Here is a 23883-nt window from a genome sequence, read left to right as displayed (position 1 = left end):
ACCAAGGATTTCATTACCAGCATAGTACTTGGACTAAAAAACTAGAAAAAATGAACATTAAACAAAGTATGTCAAGAAAAGGAAATTGTCTAGACAATTCACCTATGGAAAACTTCTTTGGAATATTAAAACAAGAAATGTACTATGGAGAAGATTTTAAAAATTATGATGAGTTAAAAATGAAAATAGAAAAATATATTAAATGGTACAATGAAGATAGGATTAAGACGAAATTAAACGGAATGTCTCCTGTTATGTACAGATTACATTCCGCTTAAAATATTATTAAATTATTCCGTGTTTACGGGTTCAGGTCAAAAAAGCCATCTTTCTTATTTATTATATTAAAATATATACTATTCTAATTAGTATATTTATTTTTTAAAATATTCTTTTAAATTATAAGGTGAATACATACCTTTATTTGTTACAACACCTGAAACTAAATGCGGAGGTGTTATATCAAAGGCTGGATAATATGCTTTTACTCCATCCATTGTTACTTTCTTACCTAAGTGTGATAGTACATCATTTTCATCTCTCTCTTCAATAATTATTTCATCTATTGAGTCATGAACTTCACTTGGATTTCCAGTTACAAAATATGGTATACCATGATAGTGACATAATACAGCTATTTGGAATGTTCCTACTTTATTTATTACATGTCCATCTTTTGTAATCATATCTGATGCAGATGTAAATAAATCCACCTTTTTATTTTTTAGTATATAACCTGGCATATTATCAGTAATTACATGAACATCAAATCCCATATCTTTTATTACACTAGCTGTAAGTCTCGCACCTTGAAGATACGGACGTGTTTCTGGTGTAATAAATTTTACATTACCTTTACCTTTTTCTTTAAGTTTACGGCATATCATTCCAACTACCGTTTCTGCAAAACATTGGGTCATAATTGTACCATTTTCAGGAACTTGCTCAGCTATTATATCTCCCATTATTTCTATGTTTTTATATCTATTAGAAACTTCATTAATAGAAAATTCTCTAAATTTTTCAATTAAATTATCTTTATCTTCCCAATCAGATTCTTCAATGAAACTCAAACCATCATCAACTAATTTTCTCATTCTAGATGAAGTTGTTGGTCTAGCATTAGCTATTCTATCTGCTGCATCTTTCATAAACTTTTTAGTTTCATTTACATCTAATTTATTAACTTTAGTTTCATGAGCAGCTAATACCATACCCATAGTAGCAGCTAAATATGGACCTCCGCTTTGAGTAACCATATCTTTAATAGCTTGAACTACATCCTTATGAGTTTTACATTCTACATATTTTACTTCCATTGGATAAATTCTACGATCTAAAATTTTAACCATTCCATCTTCAAACCATGCTACATTTTCGAATCTGAGCATAAATGCAAGGTCATGATCTATTCTATTCATTAATTACTCCTATTAGTTTTCTAATTGCTTTTTATATCCTTTAGAACAAGTATAGTCTTCAGAATTAATTATTAGATCAATTCCTGTATCTAAAAGTTTCTTTTCAACTTCACTATATCCTTCTTGATTTTTTACTCTATCAATATCTAATACTTTAGCTACACCTACAGTTCTTCTTATAATTTCCGCACCTGCATAACCTGCAGTTTCTTTTAAGATTTCATTTAGATAGTAATCTAGAAATTCTTCATTCTTAAACATATAAGTGTTAACATCACCTAAAGCATTCTTCATATATATAGATTTAAATTCATCTACAATTTCTAATATTGATTCTTTTAGCCAATCTGTAAAATCATTTCCATTATAACCATTTTCAAATAGTGCTACATTATATGAAATTATTAAACTAGCTAAAATATTTCCAATATCATATCCCATTGGTCCATAAAAAGCGAACTCTGGATCAAAAACTTTTATTCCTCGTTCATTTATGAATATTGAACCTGAATGTAAATCACCATGTATCATGGATTCAGATTTTGTCATAAATTTTTGTTTTAATTTGGCTACTTCTAATAAAAGTTCTTTATTATTTGTAATATTTTTTTCTATAAAGTTTTTATTTTCTTCAGTAAAGGAGTTTAATCCTTGGTTATTCATATACGGTTCTGTAAAAACTAATCTTTCTGAAATTTCACACATATCATAATTAACAAATCTAGCAACAGTTTCTTTCTTTTCTTTTATATCCATTACTAAATCTGTAGTTTTAAACAAAGTATTATATAAGAATTTAGCAACTTCCTTACCAAAACCAGGATAAATTTCTTTTAATTTAACTGCTTCTCTTAAAACTTTATGGTCTGATAAATCTTCCATCACAATAAAATTTTCTTTTTCAGAATATGAATATATTTCAGGTGCTAGTCCATCAGATAATTTGAATTGATAATTTAAAATTTCTGTTTCAATTCTACTTCTTACTGAAGATAATTTTCTCGTACTAGAACCTCTTATATAATCATCACTAAACTTTACAATCACAGAATTTTTATCATCATTAACTCTAAATATATAGTTTACATTTCCATCGCCGACTTCATTAATTTCTACATTTTCTCTACTAGTAAATATATCTAGGTTATCAAATAAATAATCTAGTATTTTTTCTTTAATATTTGTATTTTCCATTAATTCCTCCAATATTAAATTCATACATCTAAATAATTAAGTAATACTATTCTTGTAGTAACTATTATAGTAAAAGACCCATTATATAAGCATTTTTTAATTCTCCATCTACAATCGTATCGTTTAATAATAGACCTTCTATATTAAAACCATGTTTTTTATATAAATTTATTGCTGCAGAGTTACTTTCCAAAACAGTCAATGATAATTTTTTTAAACATAATTGATTCTTTGCGATAGATATAATATTTCTTAACAAAATATTTCCGCAACCCTTATTATGATAATTAGCATCTATCGCTATTGAAATTGTTGCTGTGTGATTTTTTCTTTTCTCTTTATTACGTCTCAATTGACAGTAACCTATAACTTCATTTTGATTTTTTAAAACAATACTCTCTTTATAATTACTATCATTGAAAAAATATTTTTCTGTTTCCAAAATCGTTTCTGACGTAAGAGATAAAATTTGTTTGTAATTATTATCATCAGTTCTAATTTTATTTAGTTTAATAATGTCTTCTTTTTTTGGAGACTCTATAATATATTCCACTTTACCATACCTTCTTTAATATACTTTTAACATCTTCACTCGTAGGTTGATAAGGATTTCTAGGTAAATTACCATCTTTAAACGTCATTGATACTAATTTATCTATATCTTCTTCTTTAGCATTTAAATCAGATAATTTTATTTTTGTACCTACTTTATTAGAAAGTTCTTCTACTAATTGAATAAACTTATCAGCGCAGATATCATCATTTTCTGAAGAATCAGTAAATATAGTTCTGTAAATTTCAGCAAACTCTCTACTTGATGTTTTTTTATTTAACCTCATAACTTCAGGAAGTAATATTGCATTCGAAAGACCATGCGGTAAATTATATAAAGCACTTAATTGATGTGACATTGCATGCACTAAACCTAAACCAGCATTACAAAAAGCCATACCAGCTAGAAACTGTGCATATATCATATTATTTCTAAGCTCTTCATTTTTCGGTTCTTCTATTACTTTTTCCAAAGAATTAAAAATCAGTTTTATTGAAGATAGTGAAAATTCTTTTGTAAGTGTATATGCTCCAGTAGATATATAACTTTCTATAGCATGTGTTAATGCATCCATACCTGTTTGAGCAGTAATTTTACCTGGTAATCCGAACATTATTTCTGGATTATTGATGCTTAGATATGGTAAAGCATTTATATCTTTGAAGATTAGTTTTTCTTTATTTTCCTCATCATTTATTAAAAATGCTCTGGAAATTTCGCTAGCTGTACCTGCGGTAGTGTTCACACATATTAACAAAGGGGATTTATTTTTACTTTGATTAAATCCAACATAATCTTTTATATTTCCACCATTACTTGCTAATATCCCAACCGCTTTAGCACAATCATTAGCAGATCCACCACCTATACCCATAATGAAATCACATTCATTTTCTTTAAACATTTTTGTAGCATCTTCAACATTTTGTATAGTGGGATTAGGTACTACCCCAGTATATATTTCGTACTTTATATTATTTTCATTTAAAACATCTAATATATTATTTAGTAAACCTAATTCAAATATATCTAAAGTTGTTAATATTAATCCTTTTGTTTTATTCTCACTTACTAATACATTTGATATCTCTTTATAAGAGTCTTTACCAAATTTATTTAGAGATGGTAATACGAACTCCATTTTTACCTACCTTCTTTTAATATTATATTTATCATAAAGAATATTATTGGTTTCTTCTGATAACAAAACTGGTTCCCCAACTTGTAGTGCGTTAAAATAAATAACAGCTGCATCTTCTGCATACACCGCACGTATATAAGCTTGTTCTAAGTTATTTCCAACCGCTACAACACCATGATTTTCTAATAGACAAACATTTCTGTCTTTTAAAGCTTCAGCTGCTGTAATACCTAGTTCAGCTGTACCTGGTAATGAAAACTTAGCTCTCTTTATATCACCACCAATAAATGGAATCATCTCAACTAAAATAATTGGAATATCTTTATGAACAACAGCAAAACCCGTTGCTTTAGGAGAATGTGTGTGAATTATTGAATTTATATCCTTTTTATTTTTATAAATCTCAGCATGCATTCTCCATTCTGAAGAAGGTTTAAAATTTGATTCTGACTCTATAATAGTCCCTTCTAAATTCAATACAACTATATCTTTCGGAGTCATTAATTCATAATCAACATTACTTGGTGTTATAAACATATATTCTTTTTCTTTATCATAAAAACTAACATTTCCACTAGTACCTGCTACTAACTTATTAGCATATGATTTTTTTGCTATTCTACATACATTTTCTTTAATTTCTTTAATCATCATAAATCCTTAAAATTTCTAATAACCTATCATTACTGCTACTGCTAATAATGCCCAAGCCATTACAAACATAGCAATAGTCAATTTTATACCAATCTTTAACCATTTTCCAAATGGTACACGCGCAATACCTAGCATAGCCATTGTAGCTCCAACAGTTGGAAATATGAAATTAGGTATTGTAGCTCCAAATTGAAAAGCTAAAACAACAGTTTGTTGGGAAATATTTAATATCGTACCTAGAGGTGATAAAACAGGCATTAATGCCACTGCTAAACCACTACCTGAAGGAATAAAGAAGTGTACTATTGCAGTAATTATAGACATCAATATAGCTCCTATAGTTGGAGTTGTATTTTTCAATGGTGAAGATAAAGCATTAATTATTGTATCCATTATCATTCCACTTTCAAGAACAACTTGTATCCCTCTTGCTATACCTAAAATTAAAGCTATACTTGCTGCCGCACTTACTCCTTTGATAAATAAATCTATAATTTCATCTACATTGTATCCATAAACAAAACCAGCAACTAAACCACCAATTAAGAATACAGTTGACATTTCATCTAAATACCATCCTAATTGACTTGAACCATAGACTATAGCTGTAAATATACCTACTAATACTAATAAAACAAGTTTGTGCTTACCATGTAATTTATATTCACTTAGATCTTTTGACATACCTAATCCATCTGTTGATATACCATAAACTAAAGATTTTTTAGGATCCTTTTCTATTCTCTTAGCATATAATGAAACTATTGTTGCTACTATTGCTGTTGCTACGAATACAGTTAAAAATCTGTATCCCATTCCTGAAAATACTGGTAATCCAGTTATTGAGTGAGCGGTCCCTACTATAGATGCATTAATCGGACTAAAATTCCAACCTGCGTAACCACCACCCATTATCATTCCTAAACCTACAATTGGATCAAATCCTAAACCTAAAGCTATATTAATACCAATAATAGTAAATGGAATTTGTATTTCTGGACCTACAATTATTCCTAATGCTGAAAACAGGAATGTTACTACCCATATAACAGCTGTTTTAGATATCCCTGCTTTATCTACCTTATGCAGTAGAACACCCATACCAGCCTCTAATGCACCTGTGCTATTAATAATTCCAAATGCTGCACTTGATATCATAATTAAAAATATAATTGAACTAGCTGCAACCATACCTACAGGAATTGATTTGAAAATTCCCCAAAAACCTACTCCATTTTGTGGTAGAGTTTCATATGTCCCAGGAACAACAACTGGTCTTGATAACCCTTCTACAGTTTCTCTTGCAAACTGTCCAGCAGGCAATATCCAAGTTAATATTGCAGATAAAACAATCATTACAAACAATATCACATATGTATGTGGTAATTTTTTCCACCATTTTTGCTTAGAATTTTTTTCTTTCATTTTCTTCCTCCTAAAAATTTTACAATTTCCAATAAATTGTTATAATTAATATATCAACATTTGATTTCGTTTTCAATTTTGATATTTATCAAGTAATAATAAATTCAGTTATAATTTTTGTTGATAAAATAATAATTTTATATGATATATGTAGTTTATAGTTAATTTATAACGAATTATCTGTATGTTATTTATTTGATAATCAACATTTAAAATGTTGATTTATATTTAAATGTTTTTGATTATAGAGTATTTTAGTTTGTATTTTATTAAATAAAATTAATAAAGGAGTAAATATGAAGCCCTCATATAGACAAGAAAAAATAATGGAAATGCTATCTACTAATTTAGAAGTAAACGTTTTAGAATTAAGTCAATTATTTAAAGTTACTGACGAAACAATTCGACGCGACTTAAATAATCTTGAAAAAGAAAATAAAGTTATTAGAACCCATGGCGGAGCAAAATTAATTTCAAATAGAAAAAATGAAGTTCCTATAGAAATAAGAAAAGATATCTTCAAAGAAAACAAAGATACTATGGCTAAAATTTGTGTTAACTATATAAATAACGGTGATGTAATATTTTTAGATGCTAGTACTACCGTGTATCATATACTTGATTTCCTTCCTCCTGAAGCTAATGTGACAATAGTATCTAATTCTTTAGCTATACTTAGTCATGCTTCTAAATTAAAAATAAAAAAATTAATAATGTTAGGAGGTGAATATGATGCTTTGACCAATTCATTTATTGGAGTTGAAACAATAGAACAAGCTGATAAAATTTATTTTGATAAAGCGTTTATATCATGCAGGGGAATAAATTTCGACTCCATTACAGATGCTAATATAGAACAAGCTAATTTAAGAAGTAAAGTTTTTAATCACGCATCAAGATTATTTCTAGTTGCTGATCATACAAAATTTAATATAACTTCTATGTATAAAATTAAAGATTTAAAGTGTATTAATCATATTATTACTGATAAAACACCTATCTTAAAATGGAAAAATCATCTAAATAATTTAAATATTAAAGTAGAATATTAAAAGGAGAAATATTATGAAAACTATTAAAAATAAAGAATTACTTGTTGCTGCAGATTTTTCAGGATTTGATTTAAAAGAAGCGATTGTAAAACATCTGGAAAATAAAGGTTGGAAAATAACAGATGTTGGAATAATTGATAAAAATGAAGAACCTAGAGAAATGTTCCATAGAATCGGATTTAAAGCAGGTTCTTTAATTAGTGAAGGTGAGTTTGAAAGAGCTCTTATATTCTGTGGTACAGGTGTTGGAATTCAATTAGCGGCAAGCAAATGTCCAGGAGTAAGAGCAGCAAATGTGAATAACATTTCTGAAACTATTAGGGCCATTGAAGGTAATGATGTAAATATGCTATCTATGGGAGGTTTCTATACAGCTCCTCAATTAGGAATAGAAATAGCAGAGGCATATTTAAATACTGAATTTTGTGGCGGAAACTATGAATGGAAATATTTTAATGCATTTCATAAATTAGCTGTTGATGAAATAAATGAATTTGAATATGAAAAATACAAAGCTGCAGGATTTAAAATAGAAAATCCAAAAACATTAGAAGATTATGACTATTTATATTTAGAAAACTAAGTAAATATATAAAACTAAGATGACCCCAAAAAGTTGGATGTAAAAACCAACTTTTTGGGGTCAATTACTAAGTTGAGTGGGATTTTTTATTGAATTGAATTATCAATTAATTGTAATAAATGTTCTACATCTGAATATCTATAATAATCAGTAGTTGAACCTAAAGAAATTATTAGATATTCTCTTCCATTAGCTTCATAAAGTATATCAAGATTAAAGGTGCCACCTACTGTGCCTGTTTTAACTCCTTTTACTCTATCTCTATAAAAATTATTATTGTAATCTAAAAATAAATTTGTATTCTTCCATGTTTGAATTCCACCATAAGGTAAAGTAGCTGAGTATGAATCTTGATCAATTATACTTCTAAACCAATCATTTTTTAATAAATTTTCAGTTACTCTTTTTATATCCATTACACTTGAAGTTGCTTCATAATCAAATCCTGATGGATCATATATACTTGTTCTAGTGTAATTATTCTTTTGTAAATATTTATTAAACTCTGTGAAGAAAGCAGTTAATCTTTCATCAAAACTTTCAGCATTTGGATTTATTTTTCTACCAGTTTCTTCAGCGATTACATAAGCTGCATCATTCCCTGATGGAACCAACATAGCTGAATATAGATTTTCTACTGAATACTCTTGAATTGCAATATAAGCCATGGATGAGTCTTGTTTTACCCTATTTATAGCCTCATGGGATGGAGTAACTATATCATCTAAATCTAAATAGTTGGTTGCAAAATCTATTACAAAAAGCTTAGCTATACTTGCAGGAAGAACTTTGTCATTTGGATTTTTTGCAAATATAATTTCATCATTTGATAAGTCAACTGCAAGCATTGAATGTGCAGTATAATCATAGCCATCATCAATATTGTAAATTTTATTTTCATCAATAACAATTTCATTTTGTCTTGAATTATCATTTTGATTAATAATATTTTCATCTGATTCTAAATTATTATTATTATTTTCATCAATCGTATGATGAATAGTGTTGTTTCTATAGATTACAGCTTTTACTATTTGATAACTTCCAAATAATAGTACAAAAACAAACAATGTAAACTTTATATTAGCTAATCTTCTTTTTTTAGCTCGTTTCTTATTTCTTAATATTCTTTCTTGTTTCTCTAAATCTCTTTTATCCATATGTTTTCTTTCTCTTAATTATTAATAATATATATTATATTATTAATTCTAAAAATTCAAAACCACCAGCTAATCTGGTGGTTTTGATTTGGTAAATCCACAAAAAGATTGAAAGATTTCTCTCTCGCTCAAAGTATTTCTCCCGAATATTGTGTTATTTTCGGGATGATTCTACTTACTTATTAATTTCTTTTTCTAGTTCTTGAAGAACTTTTATAATCTCTTCAAAATTTGGATAGTCTCCATAAATCATTTCAGACATAAACTTATAATCTTTTTCTATTTCAGGTAATCGGTACTCTCTTGGAACTAACTTCAATTTGCCATCTATTACATTTTTATATCTTGCCCACATTCTAGGGTAGAATTTCATTTTAAATTCAGTCACTTTTTTTAATAAATCTTTATCCTCTAAGGCTTTGTTTTTATAATCTGACTTCGATATTTTATATAGGTCATAAAAGTGTCTCGCATATCTGTGGGGCATAGGAGAAGATTCCGGTCTATTTGCTTCGTGGTGTAAAATAGTTGCCTTTTCCCAAAAAGTTCTCTCTGCTGACACTGTTCTTATGCTTGTTTTCTCTTTAAACACATTTGGATAAGCTTCACTAATTATTGGCGAAATTTTAACTTCAATTGCAGGTGTCCATGCCGCAAGACTTCCTATTTCAAGCCTTATATTTTGTGTTAAATAATTAGATTCAAAGATTTTAGGATATTTACACAGAATTGTTTGTGAATCAAAAGTATCAACCCAAAATTCAAAATCCATGTCCTTTAAATCTTCTTCTAAAACATTTAAAAATTCATCTCTTAAAAATACTTCTGTCTTTTCATTAACTTCTTTGTTGAATTTATCTTGCTTGGTATTTGATCTTTCTATCCATGGTTCTTTTTCTTTATATCCTAATATTCGCCAGTCTAAGATTATATCTATATATTCAGAAAATCTTTCTATAAGTCCAAAACATTTTGAAAGTGATGTTCCACCTTTAAAAGTAAAATATTCTCTCCATTTATTTTCATTAAATAGATAGTCTAAGATAAAAGTAACCCAATAGTCTTTTTCAATGACTGCTTCAGATATATTTTTCTTTCTGGCGGTATTTACTATTAAAACTCGCAAGTCTTCTTTATTTTCTATATAAAACTTATTCATCTTTAGCCTCGCAAATTTCTCTTATTACTTCATATATCCAAGCTGGTACAGATTTGGATTCGTTCATTAAATCTAATTTTTCTTTTTCAGTTAAGTTTTCTCTTATCTTTCGTATAACTTCTCTTGTTATATTTTCTTTTCCCAAAGACTTAATTGCTTGAATAACTGTTGCAGTCTTTAAGGACATATTGGAAATTTCTCCTGGATTTACTTTTTTAAATTCTAAAATGGTATCTTCAATTTTATATTCCTTATATCTTCCACTAGATATATATTTATAGTGAGTTGGAACTTGTGTTGAAAGTCCTAATAAGTTTAATGCTGTACTATTATATGGTGCAATATTCCAATTGTATTTTCTTGCTATGGCAAGTGCTAACTCGTGAATTTATACTGCTTCGTACTCTCCAATTAATTCACTATATTTTGGATTATAATAGAATCCATTAATTACTCTTTTTATTTTATTTTCCCTAACTAATTGATTTAAAGTTCTACGGACAGTTTCATTTCCCGCTATATCTAAAAAATCATTATTTATAAAAACTTTTCCACTATCAAAATTTTTAATTCTATTTTTTATTTGATCTAAATAGGAATTCATTTTGGCCACCTTTCTCCCGAATATTGTATCATATTCGGGAGAATTATTCAATTTGACTTTCTATTTGTCCTTCATTTGTCATCCTAAATGTAGTTGCTAATACTGTAAATATAAAATGAAGTAACGCTATAGGTACTCCTCGTTTAATGTTCATATTCATTTTTCTATACTTATAAATTCAATTGTTTTTAGTGGGACATCTTATCCTTACCATTTTAACCTCCTAATTTTGAGTATAAAAAAGACGATAGAGTTTAATTATCTATCATCTCTTACATTTCTATTTAGTTATTTTACTCGACAAACTGGGATTTATCCAAAATGGAATGGAATAACGATATTCAAAAAGAATGCAAGTATTATACTAATTGTTACCATCAGAACAAAATCCCTCAATGTCTCTCTCTTCAAAACCATAGCTCCAGTAATAAATACTATCACTTCCAAAACAGACCTTGAACTAAAATACCAATATCCATATACAAAACACATATTGAACAATACTGCCAAAATCAGCACCGATAGTATAAATGCCAGTTTGCTTTTCCCCTTTGCATACCAGCATACAAAAGCCAGTAATGGAGAAACGGCAGTAAACCCAAACCAAATCATCGCATAATTTCTTGGGAAAAATCCTGCAATATAGTATGAATACAAATAGTAACTTGTAACCATACCAATAAAAAATGCAAAAACATTAAAGCTTGCTCTTATAGCTGAATTGCTATAAATAGAAATACAAAGTGCAATCAATACCCAGATTGCGAAACGCCCAAGAAAATTAGTAATATCTAATGCTCCATCTATCTCCATAAGAATACTTGGAAGTTCAGCTTGATGAACGTCCATAAATTTTGAAAATGTTCCCAAAGCTATTCCGAGAAACAACAGAGCTATGGTATTTATAGTTTTTCTCTTAGTCGATATTAAATTTTCTGCACTCCTTATATTATTTAAAAACTTTATCATAAACATCCTCATAAATTCTAATTTATCTAGTTCTATTATACTAAATATACACACGACTAATAAAGAAATAACAGAAAAATATTACAATTCATACATATCCCTAAAAATTAAACTGGGATTCAGTGTAAACCCCAGTTTCATAATTAGTGTATTCTTTAATATAATTTAGCTCCTGCAGGAATATTAGAGTTAAGCATTAAAAGATTTAATCCTTCACTTCCATCATATTCATATACTGCAGAGATTAACATACCTTGTGATGGTATACCCATCATTTTTCTTTCAGGTAAGTTTGTGATTGCTACTAGTGTCTTTCCTATTAATTCTTCAGCTGAATAATAGTTTTTTATACCTGATAGTATAGTTCTTTCTTGATTTGTACCATCATTCAATGTGAATTTTAATAATTTTTTAGATTTAGGTACTTCTTCACAATTAATTACTTTTACAACTCTAAAGTCTGATTTTGTGAATGTTTCAAAATCAACAAATTCTTCAAATAATGGTTCAACTTTAACCTTTGATAAATCAAGTTTTGGTGCTTCTATTGTACTTTCATTTGTAACTTCAGTTGAAACTATTTCTTGTTCTTCATTTTTAACTTTTTCATGTGCTAATGGCTTCATTGTTGGGAATAAAAGTACGTCCCTTATTGTAGTTTGATTAGTTAAGAACATTACTAATCTATCAATACCTATACCAAGTCCTCCTGTTGGTGGAAGACCTACTTCAATCGCATTTACAAAATCTTCATCAAATAGATTAGCTTCTTCATCACCTGCTTCTCTTAGTTCTAATTGGTGTTTAAATCTATCTTTTTGATCTTCAGCATCATTTAATTCACTAAATGCATTCGCAATTTCTTTACCCATTACAAAAGCTTCAAATCTTTGTGTCATTTTTGGATTTTCAGGATTTCTCTTTGCAAGAGGTGAAATTTCTACTGGATATTGAGTTATAAATGTAGGCTGAATTAATTTATCCTCAACATATTCTTCGAAGAATGAATTGATTATATTTCCTAATTTATCTGTTGATTTTACTTCAATATTATGTTCTTTAGCTAACTTTTTAGCTTCTTGATAATCTTTAATCTCATTAAAATCAATTCCTGAATATTCTTTAATTGCATCTACCATAGTAATACGCTTCCAAGGAATTGAAAAGTCTAATGTAGTACCTTGATAATCAACTGTATTTCCACCATTTACTTTTTGGTTAACTGAAAGTATCATCTCTTCTGTAATAGACATCATATCATTGTAGTCTGCATAAGCTTGATATAATTCCATAGCGGTATATTCAGGATTATGAGTAGCATCCATACCTTCATTTCTAAACATACGTCCCATTTCATATACTCTGTCGAAGCCACCAACTATTAATCTTTTCAAATATAATTCATTTGCAATTCTTAGATACATATCAATATCAAGTGAATTATGATGTGTTATAAATGGTCTAGCTGCTGCCCCACCTGCAATTGTATTTAAAATAGGTGTTTCAACTTCAAGGAAATCTCTATTATCAAGAAATTCTCTAATTGAAGAAAGAATTTTTGTTCTCTTTTTGAAAACATCTTTAACTTCTGGATTTACAATCAAATCAACATATCTTTGACGATATCTTAAATCCATATCCTTTAAACCATGGAATTTTTCTGGCAAAATTTGTAATGATTTAGTTAGTAATTTAAAGTCTTTAGTTAATACTGATATTTCACCAGTTTGAGTTTTGATTATTTCACCTTCAAAATATGCTATATCACCTAAATCAAACTCTTTAGTTTTATTATATAGATCTTCCCCTAATACATTTTCTCTATTAAATATTTGAATTCTACCTGTAGAATCTTGTAAAGAGAAGAAATTTATTTTACCAAAAACTCTTTTTGCTAGAATACGTCCAGCAACTTTTACTTCTTTTCCTTCATATTCATCAAAATTGTCAATTATTTCTTTAGCTTTTGCATTCACATCAACTTTTTCAATGATATGAGGATTATTTCCGCTTTCTTTTAAGCTTCTTAACTTGTCTCTTTTAATTTGAAGCATTTCATTAATATTTAATTCTGCCATTTTTACCTCTTATTTTATCTTATAATCTTTAACACTTCATATTGTAAATTGTTATGTCTTATCTTAACCTCTACTATATCCCCTTCTTTTGCATTTAATAGAGCTTTTCCAAGTGGTGACTCGTTTGAAATTAAGTTTTCATCAACATTAGCTTCTATAGTACCAACAATTGTTAGTTCAAGCTCCCTGTTTTTTGTTTTATCTTTAATTTTAACTTTATCACCTATTGAAACATGTTTTTTAGATGAATTTGATTTAACTTTAATAATTTCAGCTTTATTTAATTGTTGTTCGATTCTTATTATATCAGATTCAACTTTTGCTTGTTCATCTTTTGCTTCATCATATTCAGCATTTTCAGATAAATCTCCAAATCCTCTAGCTCTCTTTATCTTTTCAGATACTTCAGCTCTTTTTTGTGTGATTAAATATTCTAATTCTTTTTGTAACTCATCATATTTTTCTTGAGTTAACAACACTTTATCATTTCCCATTTTTACTCCTCTTACGAAATCATAACTGGATTAAAATCAATAAAATCACCAGATACAAAATAATATCTAATACCATTAATTTCTTTATTTGGCATTTTACTTCCTTTATCTCCATGAATATGTCCATAAATTACTTTTTTTATATTATATTTAATAAATATTTCTTCAAATTCATTCGGTAAATATTTTCTATCAAAAGGTGGATAATGCATGATTGCAATAATTTCATCATAATCTTTGTTTTTATTTATAGCATCATTTATAGATATTTCAAGTCTAATCAATTCTCTTTGAAATATTTTTTCATCTTGATCATTAAATCCTATACTATCTCGACTATCCCAACCTCTTGTACCTACTATAAGAGTATCTTTATATCTATATGAATTATTTTGTAAAAAATATATGCTCTTATAGTCTAATCTATTTAATTTACTTAATGAAGTCCACCAAAAATCATGATTTCCTTTTAGAATAATTTTAGTACCATTTAATTTTTCAATCCTGTCTAGATCAAGTTTTGCATCTTCTAATTTCATTGCCCATGAAATATCACCAGGAATCAAAACTAAATCATCTTCTTTGATATTTTTGTTCCAATTACCAAAAATTTTTTCCTCATAATTATCCCAATTTCCACCAAAAACGGACATGTCTTTTTCTTTTGTTATATCTAAATGTAAATCCGCTATTGCAAAAATCATAATTCCCTCATCTACTTTAAAAGACCTATCAAAGAATAGGTCTTTTAGTTAATTGTTAAATTCTTGTTCCAAAATTTCTTTTAAAGCTTTAGCCTCTTCTTCAGTAAATGTAATTCCTTTACTCATTCTTGTATGTTCTTGATTCCAATCTCTTAAATCATATTTTCCTGGTCTTTCATTCCATGAAACGATGTTTAATTCTTTCTTCCATCCCTTTTCATTAACAGAAAGAACGCCAAGATTTTCTATAATTTCAAACTTTAATTCTGCCATATCTCCCTCCATACTTGAAATAGAATACCATTTTTAAATTCAAATGTCAAATAAATGAGTATTTTTCAAGTCTTCAAGTTGAATTTAAAGTGAAAATTATAATAAAATAATAAACATGGGAATTCTATTAATAATAAATACTACAACATTAATATTTAAAAAATATAATCTAGAATATCTCTTAATATTAGTAGATATTGTAGATTTATTATTAAAATTTTCTTCCACTTCCCGTATATGTTCCTCCACGTGAGGACTTATGAGTCGTAGAAGTAGGTCTTCTACCACCACTAGATCCCGAACTAACTGATCTCATTATTCGATTTCTAGTTGTTCTAGAATTAAAGAAAGCATCCTTTATTAAAAGATTATTCATATTGCTGGAATCCATAAGTGAAAAAACTTTTTTTCCAGGATTAGATATAGCAGAGGATTTAAAAACTGGTTGTGAACCAAAAAATCCTACCACACTAGCTACAGCAGCTATAATAATATCTTTTAATTCTATTGATTTTTCTTGTTGAATTATTAGTCCCGATTTAACACCCTCAGTAAAATATCGATTCATTATACTATAATATTTATCCATTACTGAATTTGAATCAGTCCTAATTAATGGAGCAATTACATCAAGTAATTCTTCCTTTCTATCATCATCCATTATTTTTATAGCATAGTTACCAGAGGCTGTAATATAAATTTCACTATTATACATATCTATTAGTAATAGAATGCCATCTTTATCTAGTCCAACTCTTTGATATAAAAGTTCATCAGCTAAATCTCTTGAACTATATGAATGGGATTCTTCTATGGTATATAGATATACTGGTACATTGTATTCGTTTAATAATGAAATAAAATTATTTTTTTTCTCTTTTTCTAAATTATCATCAAAAATATTAGCATAATCTTCAATATAATTTCCATCAGATTTGTAGTCGTCCCTTAGTGCATATGCATTTGATGGATATATTGTAATCATAATAATCATAACTAATAGAGTAATTTTCTTTACCATAAGAAGTATCCTCCTATCAGAGCCAATATAAATATTATTATGGCAGCAATAAATTGATCTCTTCTTACAAGTTTTTTATCTATTGGTAAATCGCCATAAAATTTAGAGGTTTGGCCATTCATAGTGAAAACATACATTTCATCATTATATTTGTATGTAAGCATCCACGTAGGAAGTAATACATAATTCCATTTTCTATTAACTTCTTCTATTTTATTATTAGATAATTTTACTCTTTGATATTTTGAAGTTATATTCTTTAACAATCCATTTTTATAATCTTCAAGTCTACCATCTATAATTGGTGTAATATCTTCTCTTTCAATATCATATATTTCTGAGAAAAATCCATTTAAATAGTAAAATTTAAAATCTTCTTTCTCCTTAAAATTATATGGAGTTATAGAATCCATCTTATTTCTTTCAACTTTGGAATATGCTAATTCTGATACATCATCAATAGTGATATTGCCAGTTGTGTCAATATCATATTCATTTGTGGTCTTTATTTCATAATCTCCAGCAACTTTTCTTTCATCATTATATCCTTTACCTCTTATTTCAACATCGTAATCTGCTTCTACAGACCAATAAGGTAAATACATTCCAGTAATTTTTGATAATTGAGAACTTGAGTAGAAAGATTTTGGTACATATCTTTTCGATTTTGCCCATTTTAAAAAGTTTTCTTTAGCTTCATTTTCTGATATTTTAAATGGAATTATATAGTCTGGTTTAAAACTACCTATACCTCTTTCTACTATAACTACTGGACTATGACAATAGTAACAGAATGTGGTAAGAGTTGTATCATCAGTTACCACCTCTGCACCACAATTATTACATGTATATCCGTGAATTACATTATTTTCGAAATCTTCTTTTTCATTACTATTTAATTCTTCTTTTTCGACTTCTTCAACAGTTTTTTCGATTTTATCGGGATTATTTAGTAAATAAAGATCGATTTCTTCCTTAGTAAAAGATGAAGAACAGTATTCACATGAAAGCTTTTCTTCTTCTGGATTATATTTTAATGAAGCTCCACAATTTGGACATTTATATGAATAAACTGTCATTATTTCTACCTATTCTTGCGCTTGACCACAGTTTCGACAGAATTTCGGTCTTTGATTTTCAAATTTATAACCACAATTGCTACAAAATGAAGCATTTTGAACTTCTGGTCTTTTACTTCCACAATTTGAACAGAATTTTCCAGTATTTACTGAACCACAATCTCCACAAGTCCATGTATCGCTAGAATTTGTTTGTTGATTTTGCTCTTTAACTTGATTGTTAATTTCTTCTTGATTTGACTTTGTCATATCTCCAAAAAGTCCACCTGAAGCATTCATGCCCATTCCCATTCCGATAAAAGTATTTGCTGAACCTGATTCATTTTTCCCAGCATTTTCAAAGCCTCTAGCAACAGAACCTTGTACATAACCTTGTCTAATAGATGGATCTGTAAGCATAGCACCTTTATTTCTTTCCATAAGTATTGATCTAGATTCATCTGTGTAGAATATAGAATTAATACCTACACTAACTATGTCAATCCCTCTTGTGCTTGTCCATTGTTCATCTAAAACATCAGTCATGTATTTACTTAAATTACGTCCTTGAGAAGGAAGTTGTGAAATTTTGATTCCATCTATTGATAGATTTGATATAGCTGCTTGTAATGCTTCCATAAATTCTGATTGGAATGACTGAGTAAATGATTCAGTTGTAAATTGTTTATCACTTTTATATACTACTTCTTTGTAAAATAGAATTGGATCTATTACTTTAATTGAATAATTACCATGAGCTCTTACTTCTAAATCTAAACCGTAACTAGCATCATGATACATTACAGGATTAGATGTTCCAAATTTAATATCTCTAATTTCTTGTAAATTAATATAATAAACTTTTTGTTCTCTTGGAGTAACACCACCAAATTTAAATCTTTCAAATGAATCTTTAAATGATTTACCTAATTCACCTTGAAATATTGTTGGAGATGTTGAATTGTCTACCTTAAAATAACCAGCTTCAGCACTTGTACTAATTATTTGTCCACCATCAACAAGTAACATACAAGTATTTTCAGGAACATGAATTAAAGAGCCATTTGAAATAACATCACTAAAACCTTTTTTATTTGAATTTCTAGCACTATCTTCTCTAAATCTAGTACCTGATGTCATGATAACTCCGCTTGTTAAATCAGATGGCTTGATTGCTTCTTGCCATTGTTCTGCTAGCGTTCCACCTATAGCATCAGTAATTACTTTAATTAATCCCATATTAAACTCCTTTTTATTTTTATAATATCATAATCTAAAATATTTTGACACTTAAATTTATGTTATAATTCAATAGAGGTTAATATGAAAATTGAGAATATTAAATACAACGAAAAAAAGTCAATATTTGATATTAAAATTGAAGACGAAAAATACATGATTTCTTATGAATTATATGATAAATTAAATCTTACAAAAGATATGGAAGTTTCTGAAGAATTATTTAAAGAGATTTTAAGCGAAAATAATTATCAAATAGCTAAAAAAATAGCTGAAAATTATATAAATTATAAAGCTAGAACTGAGTATGAAACTAGAAGAAAAATCCAAAATAAGATAATTGATAAAAATGTAGAAGATAGAGTTATTGATTATTATAAAAAATTAAATCTTTTAGATGATTATAGATATGCAAAAGATTATATTGAATATTTACTAAATATAAAAAATTCCTCTATTTCTTATGTTAAATTTAAATTAAATTCTAAAGGAATCAAATCCAATATATATAATCCACTTATTGAAATTATTGATAAAGATATCGAATTTAAAAATATAAAGATATTGTACGAAAAAAAATATAAAAATAAAAAAGTTTCTGATTATACCGAAAAGCAAAAAATATTTAGATATTTTGCAGGTAAAGGATTTAAGTTTGATGATATAAACAGAGTATTAGGAGAATTTAATGACTAAAGCAGCTTATGTATATATACTAGAATGTAGTGATATGACCTATTACACTGGATATACTATCGATTTAGAAAAAAGAATTATATCACATAATAGTAAAAAAGCTTCAAAATATACAAGAACTAGGACTCCTGTTAAATATGTATTCACTAAAGAATGTTCTAGCAAAAACGAAGCTATGTCATATGAAAACAAAATAAAAAGGCTTACTAGAAAACAAAAAGAAAAGCTCATACAAAACCCTGAAAGTTTTGATGAACTCCTCAATAATTAATCTTTACTTAAAATTACAAATAAATTCCCTTCATGAATTTCGATACTTGCAATAGAAATTATTTCATTTGAAACTGTAAGTGATGATCCATATTCTAAATAGTGATTTTGCAACGGCCATTTTACACCATTTACAGAAAATTTGCATTTATCATTTGTAGGTAAAAAAGAAATATATTTGTATTTATCAGTTTTATTTATTTCAATATTATCTTCTACAAATATAATCTTATTATTTTCATTTATAAGTGTTATTTTATATTTTTTATATTTTTTGAGCATATAGATATTCGCTAATGTGTGATCAAGTCGAGAACCAATTCCGCCATAAATATCTATATTTTCAATCCCCATATCTATAACATGATTTATTGCAAGTTCTAAATCAGTCATATCTTTGTCTTTATTAAATCTTATAACTTTGTCTTCTTTTACATAAATATCATTAAAATATTTAGAATCTAATGAGTCGAAATCCCCCAAAGCTACATTGATATTTATATCATTATCTTTGAGATATTCTAAACCCTTATCAACCGCAACTATATAACTATTATCTAAGTTTTCGAAATTTACTCCTGAAATCTTAGCACCAGCAAATATACTAGCTTTACTATATTGACTAGTTTTCAAGTTTTTTATAGAATTCATTGACATTGTTTGTTATTCCTTTTTCATTAAATACTGCAGAACCCGCTACAAATAAATCAACTCCTGCATCAGATACTTCTTTTATATTGTCAATTTTAATTCCACCATCTACTTCTAAAATAATATCTCTATTTGATTCATCTATTATTTTTCTAATATTTTCTATCTTATTCATTATTTGTGGAATAAAGCTTTGTCCTCCAAATCCTGGAACTACAGTCATTACAAGTATTAAATCAATATCATCTATTAAATATTTCAAAACTGATTCATCTACATGAGTATTTAATACTATCCCTGCTTTGACACCTTTTGATTTTATATAATTAGCTAATCTATTTGGATGTTTTGTAGTTTCCGGATGAAAAGAAATTATGTCAGCACCAGCATCTACAAAATTATCAATATAATTTTCTGGTTTTTCAATCATCAAATGTACATCAAAAATTAAATCCGTGTGATTCCTTAAATTTTTAATTATATCAGGTCCATATGAAATATTAGGAACATAATTTCCGTCCATAATATCTAAATGTAAATACTTTATTCTAGTTGAATTTAATTCTTCAATTTGTGATTTTAAATCATAAAAATCAGCTGCAAGTAATGATGGAGCTATTTCTTTCATTAAAATTTCCTTTCTTTTTTTATATCTTCCACAATATATATATAATTTTCATATCTATTTTTACTGATTAAAGAATTCTCTACTGCTTCCTTAACTTTACATGATGGCTCATTTATATGCATACAATTTCTAAATTTACATTGTTCAGAATATTTGTTAAATTCTGGGAAATATTCTTTCACCTCTTCATGTGATTCAATAAAATCTAAGTTTAATGCACTAAATCCTGGAGTATCAAATATAAATGTTTCATCATCTATTTCAAAAAGTTCAACATGTCTAGTAGTATGTCGTCCTCTTTTATTTTTATCGCTTATACTTCCAGTTTCCGCATAAAAATCATCATGCAATAAATTTAGTAATGTAGATTTCCCAACTCCTGAAGGACCTGCAAATGATGAAATTTTACCTTCAAGTAATCTTCTTAAATCATCTATTCCATGATTTTGATTTGCTGAAGTAAATATATATTCGTAATCAGTTTTACTATATATTTCTACAAATTCATCTATTTCTTCTCTACTTGCTAAATCTACTTTATTTATTACAAGTTTCACAGGGATTTCAAAATGTTCAAGCATTACAAGATATTTATCAAATATATTATAGTTTAATTTAGGATTTGTAAGACTTGAAACTAATAGCAACTGATCAATATTCGCTATTGGAGGTCTAATTAAAGAATTTTTTCTTTCAAATACATTCTCAATATATCCCGTAGCATCATCTAGTATCTGAACTTCAACTCTATCCCCCACAAGAGGTTTTATAGATTTTTCTCTAAAAACTCCTCTCGCTTTGCACAAATACTCTTTTCCATTTACTAATACATGATATATTTCTTTTTGTGATTTATTAATTATCCCATGTTTATTCATAATTTGCATTCGTTTCTTTATCATCGTACAAAACAGTAAATTCACTATTTTTTGGTGCTTGAATTCTTATTTTAATAATTCCATCAGAATCAGCTTCAGATTTATTATGATTCTTATTATATATAGTAACTCCAGTATTTTTATTAATAATTTTTACATTAAATGATTCCTCAGAATTTTTTGGAATATTTAATTTGAAATCATAACTAATCATTGGATTATCAGAAGATTCTGGATTTGTTTCTTTTTCTGTTTCTGATTCTGTTTCTTTTTCTGTTTCAATTATTTTTACTTCCGGTCCAATACTTATAGTTATATCTATAGAAGAACCCTCACTAACTAAACTGCCTACTTCAAGAGATTGAGATATAACATCATTTTCTGGAACAGTATCGCTATGTTCTTTATTTATTGAACCAAGAACCAATCCTGAAGAAGAGATTGTTGATATTGCTACAGATTGACTTAAACCTTCTAAATTAGGAACTGTAACTTTATTATCTTGAGGTCCTAAACTTATTACTATATCAATTTTAGTTCCTGCAGCAACCATTTCGTTTGCTTCAGGTAATTGTCTTATAACCGTATTTTCAGGAGCATCATTTACTTCTTTAGTTTTAACTCCTATCTCAAACCCATAATCACGAATAAGTTTTTCAACACTATCAAGCGTGAATCCTTTTATATTAGGAACTTTTATTAATTCTTTTCCTTTACTTACTGTTAATTCAACATTTTGACCCTTAGTAACAGAAGTATTTGGCTCAATTGATTGTCTTATTATATTTCCAGCTATTATTTCAGAATCATATACTCTTTCTTTTATAATTACATGCAATCCCAAATCTTCAAGTCTTTGTACTGCAGATTCTTCAGAGATATCTAATACACTTGGCATTCTAATCTCAGTTTCTGTTTGCTTAGAGTTAATAAAGCCACTTATCAAAATATTAATAGTATAGATGGCACCAGAAAGTAAAAGTATAGTTAATAAAATCAATAAAGGTTTACTTATTTTTTTCTTTTCTTTTTCTTCTTCTTGTTTTACTTCTTCTTTAGTTGTATAGGTAACTTTAGTTTTTATAGTATGACCTTTTTCAATGTCCGAATCTGTCTTGTTTGGAATATATTGAATATTTATTTCATTTCCAGATATTAGTTTATTTATATCTATAAGTAGATTACTTGCTGTTTTATACCTATCTTCAGGATTTTTTTCAAGCAATTTATTTATTATTAAAGCTAAATTTTCATCAAAATCAGGTATTATATCTGTAATTAATGCTGGTTTTTCTTGAATATGTTTTACAGCAATACTAACAGGACTGTCCCCTCCGAATGGCACCTTACCAGTAGCCATTTCATAAAGTACAATCCCTAAAGAATATAAATCAGATCTTGCATCTATACTTTGACCTTTAGCTTGTTCTGGTGAGATATAATGAACCGTACCTAAAATTGAAGAAGTATAAGTTATAGTAGCATCACTAGCAACTCTTGCAATCCCGAAATCTGTAACTTTAATCTTATCATCATTTGTTACAAGTATATTGGCCGGTTTTATATCTCTATGTACTAAACCATGTATATGGGCAGTTTGAAGTGCTTTTGCAATTTGTTGAGTATAATATATTATTTTTTTGCTATCTAATGGAGCTTGTTCATTGATGATATCTTTTAATGTCTTACCCTCAATTTTTTCCATAACAATATACTCAATTGTTTTACCATTATATTCATGTCTTCCCATATCATAAATTGATACTATATTGTCGTCAATAAGTGATGCTGAGGCAGATGCTTCATTTTTTAATCTATCGATAAATTCTTCACCTTCAACAAAAACATCTTTAAGTATTTTAATAGCAACTTTTCTTGAAAGCAAAGTATCATAAGCATCATATACTACTGCCATTCCACCCGTTCCTATAATTTCATTAATTTTATATCTATTATTTAATAATTCACCATTCATAAT

At 27.7% G+C, this 23883-nt stretch carries 25 protein-coding genes and 2 pseudogenes; 5 read left to right on the top strand and 22 right to left on the bottom strand.

The annotated features are described in order from the left end of the window. On the top strand, positions 1-278 hold a 278-nt coding region (locus G534_RS0105405; RefSeq protein WP_027347585.1), incomplete at its 5' end, for an IS3 family transposase. A 96-nt stretch (positions 279-374) separates the two neighbouring features. Here G534_RS0105405 and G534_RS0105400 read toward each other — a convergent pair. The 6 genes from G534_RS0105400 to G534_RS0105375 all read right to left on the bottom strand — a co-directional run bounded on the left by G534_RS0105400 (position 375) and on the right by G534_RS0105375 (position 6388). Continuing rightward, positions 375-1421: a s-methyl-5-thioribose-1-phosphate isomerase gene (locus G534_RS0105400; RefSeq protein ID WP_027348220.1), complete on the bottom strand. Its 1047-nt coding sequence runs from the start codon at positions 1419-1421 to the stop codon at positions 375-377. 12 nt (positions 1422-1433) lie between these two features. Beyond that, on the bottom strand, positions 1434-2615 hold the full coding sequence (gene mtnK / locus G534_RS08015) for an S-methyl-5-thioribose kinase (protein WP_034596026.1): 1182 nt from the start codon (positions 2613-2615) through the stop codon (positions 1434-1436). 64 nt (positions 2616-2679) lie between these two features. Further along, positions 2680-3168 (bottom strand): GNAT family N-acetyltransferase, encoded by a 489-nt coding sequence (locus tag G534_RS0105390; protein ID WP_027348219.1) that lies wholly within the window; start codon positions 3166-3168, stop codon positions 2680-2682. A 1-nt stretch (position 3169) separates the two neighbouring features. After that, a complete protein-coding gene (locus G534_RS0105385; RefSeq protein ID WP_027348218.1) occupies positions 3170-4309 on the bottom strand; it encodes an iron-containing alcohol dehydrogenase in 1140 nt (379 codons plus the stop codon). A 6-nt stretch (positions 4310-4315) separates the two neighbouring features. Next, complete coding sequence (locus tag G534_RS0105380; protein ID WP_027348217.1) at positions 4316-4963, bottom strand: class II aldolase/adducin family protein; 648 nt, start codon at positions 4961-4963, stop codon at positions 4316-4318. A gap of 15 nt (positions 4964-4978) precedes the next feature. Then, complete coding sequence (locus G534_RS0105375; protein WP_027348216.1) at positions 4979-6388, bottom strand: YfcC family protein; 1410 nt, start codon at positions 6386-6388, stop codon at positions 4979-4981. A gap of 296 nt (positions 6389-6684) precedes the next feature. On the opposite strand from G534_RS0105375, the gene G534_RS0105370 reads away from it, so the two are divergent. Both G534_RS0105370 and G534_RS0105365 read left to right on the top strand, forming a co-directional pair. Continuing rightward, positions 6685-7440, top strand: a complete 756-nt coding sequence (locus tag G534_RS0105370) for a DeoR/GlpR family DNA-binding transcription regulator (RefSeq protein ID WP_027348215.1) — start codon at positions 6685-6687, stop codon at positions 7438-7440. Positions 7441-7453: 13 nt separating this feature from the next. Further along, positions 7454-8023, top strand: a complete 570-nt coding sequence (locus G534_RS0105365; protein WP_027348214.1) for an RpiB/LacA/LacB family sugar-phosphate isomerase — start codon at positions 7454-7456, stop codon at positions 8021-8023. A gap of 86 nt (positions 8024-8109) precedes the next feature. Here the strand turns inward: G534_RS0105365 and G534_RS08010 are convergent, their stop codons facing one another. From G534_RS08010 to G534_RS0105300, 12 genes and pseudogenes are all read right to left on the bottom strand, one after another. After that, complete coding sequence (locus tag G534_RS08010; protein WP_051177439.1) at positions 8110-9183, bottom strand: D-alanyl-D-alanine carboxypeptidase family protein; 1074 nt, start codon at positions 9181-9183, stop codon at positions 8110-8112. A 175-nt stretch (positions 9184-9358) separates the two neighbouring features. Then, positions 9359-10342: a nucleotidyl transferase AbiEii/AbiGii toxin family protein gene (locus G534_RS0105355; RefSeq protein WP_027348212.1), complete on the bottom strand. Its 984-nt coding sequence runs from the start codon at positions 10340-10342 to the stop codon at positions 9359-9361. Then, positions 10335-10946: pseudogene (locus G534_RS08005) on the bottom strand (DUF6088 family protein). The gene G534_RS0105355 and the pseudogene G534_RS08005 overlap by 8 nt, the downstream one beginning before the upstream one ends. A 46-nt stretch (positions 10947-10992) precedes the next feature. Then, a pseudogene (locus G534_RS08705) lies at positions 10993-11106 on the bottom strand (CD1107 family mobile element protein); the annotation flags it as partial. 152 nt (positions 11107-11258) lie between these two features. After that, positions 11259-11915, bottom strand: a complete 657-nt coding sequence (locus tag G534_RS0105340; protein WP_027348209.1) for a hypothetical protein — start codon at positions 11913-11915, stop codon at positions 11259-11261. 155 nt (positions 11916-12070) lie between these two features. Further along, positions 12071-13993, bottom strand: coding sequence for a lysine--tRNA ligase (gene lysS / locus G534_RS0105335; protein ID WP_027348208.1), 1923 nt, complete (start codon positions 13991-13993; stop codon positions 12071-12073). 14 nt (positions 13994-14007) lie between these two features. After that, positions 14008-14487, bottom strand: a complete 480-nt coding sequence (greA, locus tag G534_RS0105330) for a transcription elongation factor GreA (RefSeq protein WP_027348207.1) — start codon at positions 14485-14487, stop codon at positions 14008-14010. Positions 14488-14498: 11 nt separating this feature from the next. Continuing rightward, positions 14499-15191, bottom strand: a complete 693-nt coding sequence (locus tag G534_RS0105325; RefSeq protein WP_027348206.1) for a metallophosphoesterase — start codon at positions 15189-15191, stop codon at positions 14499-14501. Between the two features lie 48 nt (positions 15192-15239). Then, positions 15240-15464 carry a YdbC family protein gene (locus tag G534_RS0105320; protein ID WP_027348205.1) on the bottom strand — a complete coding sequence of 75 codons (225 nt, stop codon included), beginning with the start codon at positions 15462-15464 and terminating at the stop codon, positions 15240-15242. 211 nt (positions 15465-15675) lie between these two features. Next, positions 15676-16485 carry a TPM domain-containing protein gene (locus G534_RS0105310; protein ID WP_027348204.1) on the bottom strand — a complete coding sequence of 270 codons (810 nt, stop codon included), beginning with the start codon at positions 16483-16485 and terminating at the stop codon, positions 15676-15678. Beyond that, entirely contained in the window at positions 16479-17564 is a 1086-nt protein-coding gene (locus tag G534_RS0105305; protein ID WP_027348203.1) for a TFIIB-type zinc ribbon-containing protein, read from the bottom strand. Before G534_RS0105305 ends, G534_RS0105310 begins: the two co-directional genes overlap by 7 nt. A gap of 9 nt (positions 17565-17573) precedes the next feature. Then, positions 17574-18782, bottom strand: coding sequence for an SPFH domain-containing protein (locus G534_RS0105300; protein ID WP_027348202.1), 1209 nt, complete (start codon positions 18780-18782; stop codon positions 17574-17576). A gap of 84 nt (positions 18783-18866) precedes the next feature. Here G534_RS0105300 and G534_RS0105295 point away from each other — a divergent pair, with 84 nt between their 5' ends. Both G534_RS0105295 and G534_RS0105290 read left to right on the top strand, forming a co-directional pair. After that, positions 18867-19478, top strand: coding sequence for a regulatory protein RecX (locus G534_RS0105295; protein ID WP_027348201.1), 612 nt, complete (start codon positions 18867-18869; stop codon positions 19476-19478). Continuing rightward, positions 19471-19749 carry a GIY-YIG nuclease family protein gene (locus tag G534_RS0105290; RefSeq protein WP_027348200.1) on the top strand — a complete coding sequence of 93 codons (279 nt, stop codon included), beginning with the start codon at positions 19471-19473 and terminating at the stop codon, positions 19747-19749. The genes G534_RS0105295 and G534_RS0105290 overlap by 8 nt, the downstream gene beginning before the upstream one ends. On the opposite strand, the gene G534_RS0105285 is transcribed toward G534_RS0105290, so the two are convergent. Genes G534_RS0105285 through pknB form a run of 4 tightly spaced genes read right to left on the bottom strand, consistent with a single transcriptional unit; the run spans position 19746 to position 23880 of the window. Continuing rightward, positions 19746-20399 (bottom strand): thiamine diphosphokinase, encoded by a 654-nt coding sequence (locus G534_RS0105285; protein WP_169513549.1) that lies wholly within the window; start codon positions 20397-20399, stop codon positions 19746-19748. The genes G534_RS0105290 and G534_RS0105285 overlap by 4 nt on opposite strands. Beyond that, the gene (gene rpe / locus G534_RS0105280; protein ID WP_027348198.1) at positions 20371-21027 is read right to left on the bottom strand and encodes a ribulose-phosphate 3-epimerase; all 657 of its coding nucleotides are present in this window, start codon (positions 21025-21027) and stop codon (positions 20371-20373) included. Before rpe ends, G534_RS0105285 begins: the two co-directional genes overlap by 29 nt. Beyond that, complete coding sequence (gene rsgA / locus G534_RS0105275) at positions 21027-21905, bottom strand: ribosome small subunit-dependent GTPase A (protein ID WP_051177441.1); 879 nt, start codon at positions 21903-21905, stop codon at positions 21027-21029. Before rsgA ends, rpe begins: the two co-directional genes overlap by 1 nt. After that, a complete protein-coding gene (gene pknB / locus G534_RS0105270; RefSeq protein WP_027348196.1) occupies positions 21898-23880 on the bottom strand; it encodes a Stk1 family PASTA domain-containing Ser/Thr kinase in 1983 nt (660 codons plus the stop codon). Before pknB ends, rsgA begins: the two co-directional genes overlap by 8 nt. Positions 23881-23883 lie beyond the last annotated feature (3 nt).

Origin of the sequence: Helcococcus sueciensis DSM 17243 (assembly GCF_000423145.1) — a bacterium.
GTDB lineage: Bacteria > Bacillota > Clostridia > Tissierellales > Peptoniphilaceae > Helcococcus > Helcococcus sueciensis.
The sequence above is the reverse complement of the archived record's forward strand: the minus strand, read 5'-3'. Positions and strand labels throughout refer to the sequence as shown.

Bases quoted from the DNA above. Each gene is read 5' to 3' on its own strand.
- G534_RS0105400 (WP_027348220.1), bottom strand. From the start codon at position 1,421: ATGAATAGAATAGATCATGACCTTGCATTTATGCTCAGATTCGAAAAT.
- mtnK (WP_034596026.1), bottom strand. From the start codon at position 2,615: ATGGAAAATACAAATATTAAAGAAAAAATACTAGATTATTTATTTGAT.
- G534_RS0105385 (WP_027348218.1), bottom strand. From the start codon at position 4,309: ATGGAGTTCGTATTACCATCTCTAAATAAATTTGGTAAAGACTCTTAT.
- G534_RS0105380 (WP_027348217.1), bottom strand. From the start codon at position 4,963: ATGATGATTAAAGAAATTAAAGAAAATGTATGTAGAATAGCAAAAAAA.
- G534_RS0105375 (WP_027348216.1), bottom strand. From the start codon at position 6,388: ATGAAAGAAAAAAATTCTAAGCAAAAATGGTGGAAAAAATTACCACAT.
- G534_RS0105370 (WP_027348215.1), top strand. From the start codon at position 6,685: ATGAAGCCCTCATATAGACAAGAAAAAATAATGGAAATGCTATCTACT.
- G534_RS0105365 (WP_027348214.1), top strand. From the start codon at position 7,454: ATGAAAACTATTAAAAATAAAGAATTACTTGTTGCTGCAGATTTTTCA.
- G534_RS08010 (WP_051177439.1), bottom strand. From the start codon at position 9,183: ATGGATAAAAGAGATTTAGAGAAACAAGAAAGAATATTAAGAAATAAG.
- G534_RS0105355 (WP_027348212.1), bottom strand. From the start codon at position 10,342: ATGAATAAGTTTTATATAGAAAATAAAGAAGACTTGCGAGTTTTAATA.
- G534_RS0105340 (WP_027348209.1), bottom strand. From the start codon at position 11,915: ATGATAAAGTTTTTAAATAATATAAGGAGTGCAGAAAATTTAATATCG.
- lysS (WP_027348208.1), bottom strand. From the start codon at position 13,993: ATGGCAGAATTAAATATTAATGAAATGCTTCAAATTAAAAGAGACAAG.
- greA (WP_027348207.1), bottom strand. From the start codon at position 14,487: ATGGGAAATGATAAAGTGTTGTTAACTCAAGAAAAATATGATGAGTTA.
- G534_RS0105325 (WP_027348206.1), bottom strand. From the start codon at position 15,191: ATGATTTTTGCAATAGCGGATTTACATTTAGATATAACAAAAGAAAAA.
- G534_RS0105320 (WP_027348205.1), bottom strand. From the start codon at position 15,464: ATGGCAGAATTAAAGTTTGAAATTATAGAAAATCTTGGCGTTCTTTCT.
- G534_RS0105310 (WP_027348204.1), bottom strand. From the start codon at position 16,485: ATGGTAAAGAAAATTACTCTATTAGTTATGATTATTATGATTACAATA.
- G534_RS0105305 (WP_027348203.1), bottom strand. From the start codon at position 17,564: ATGACAGTTTATTCATATAAATGTCCAAATTGTGGAGCTTCATTAAAA.
- G534_RS0105300 (WP_027348202.1), bottom strand. From the start codon at position 18,782: ATGGGATTAATTAAAGTAATTACTGATGCTATAGGTGGAACGCTAGCA.
- G534_RS0105295 (WP_027348201.1), top strand. From the start codon at position 18,867: ATGAAAATTGAGAATATTAAATACAACGAAAAAAAGTCAATATTTGAT.
- G534_RS0105290 (WP_027348200.1), top strand. From the start codon at position 19,471: ATGACTAAAGCAGCTTATGTATATATACTAGAATGTAGTGATATGACC.
- G534_RS0105285 (WP_169513549.1), bottom strand. From the start codon at position 20,399: ATGAATTCTATAAAAAACTTGAAAACTAGTCAATATAGTAAAGCTAGT.
- rpe (WP_027348198.1), bottom strand. From the start codon at position 21,027: ATGAAAGAAATAGCTCCATCATTACTTGCAGCTGATTTTTATGATTTA.
- rsgA (WP_051177441.1), bottom strand. From the start codon at position 21,905: ATGAATAAACATGGGATAATTAATAAATCACAAAAAGAAATATATCAT.
- pknB (WP_027348196.1), bottom strand. From the start codon at position 23,880: ATGAATGGTGAATTATTAAATAATAGATATAAAATTAATGAAATTATA.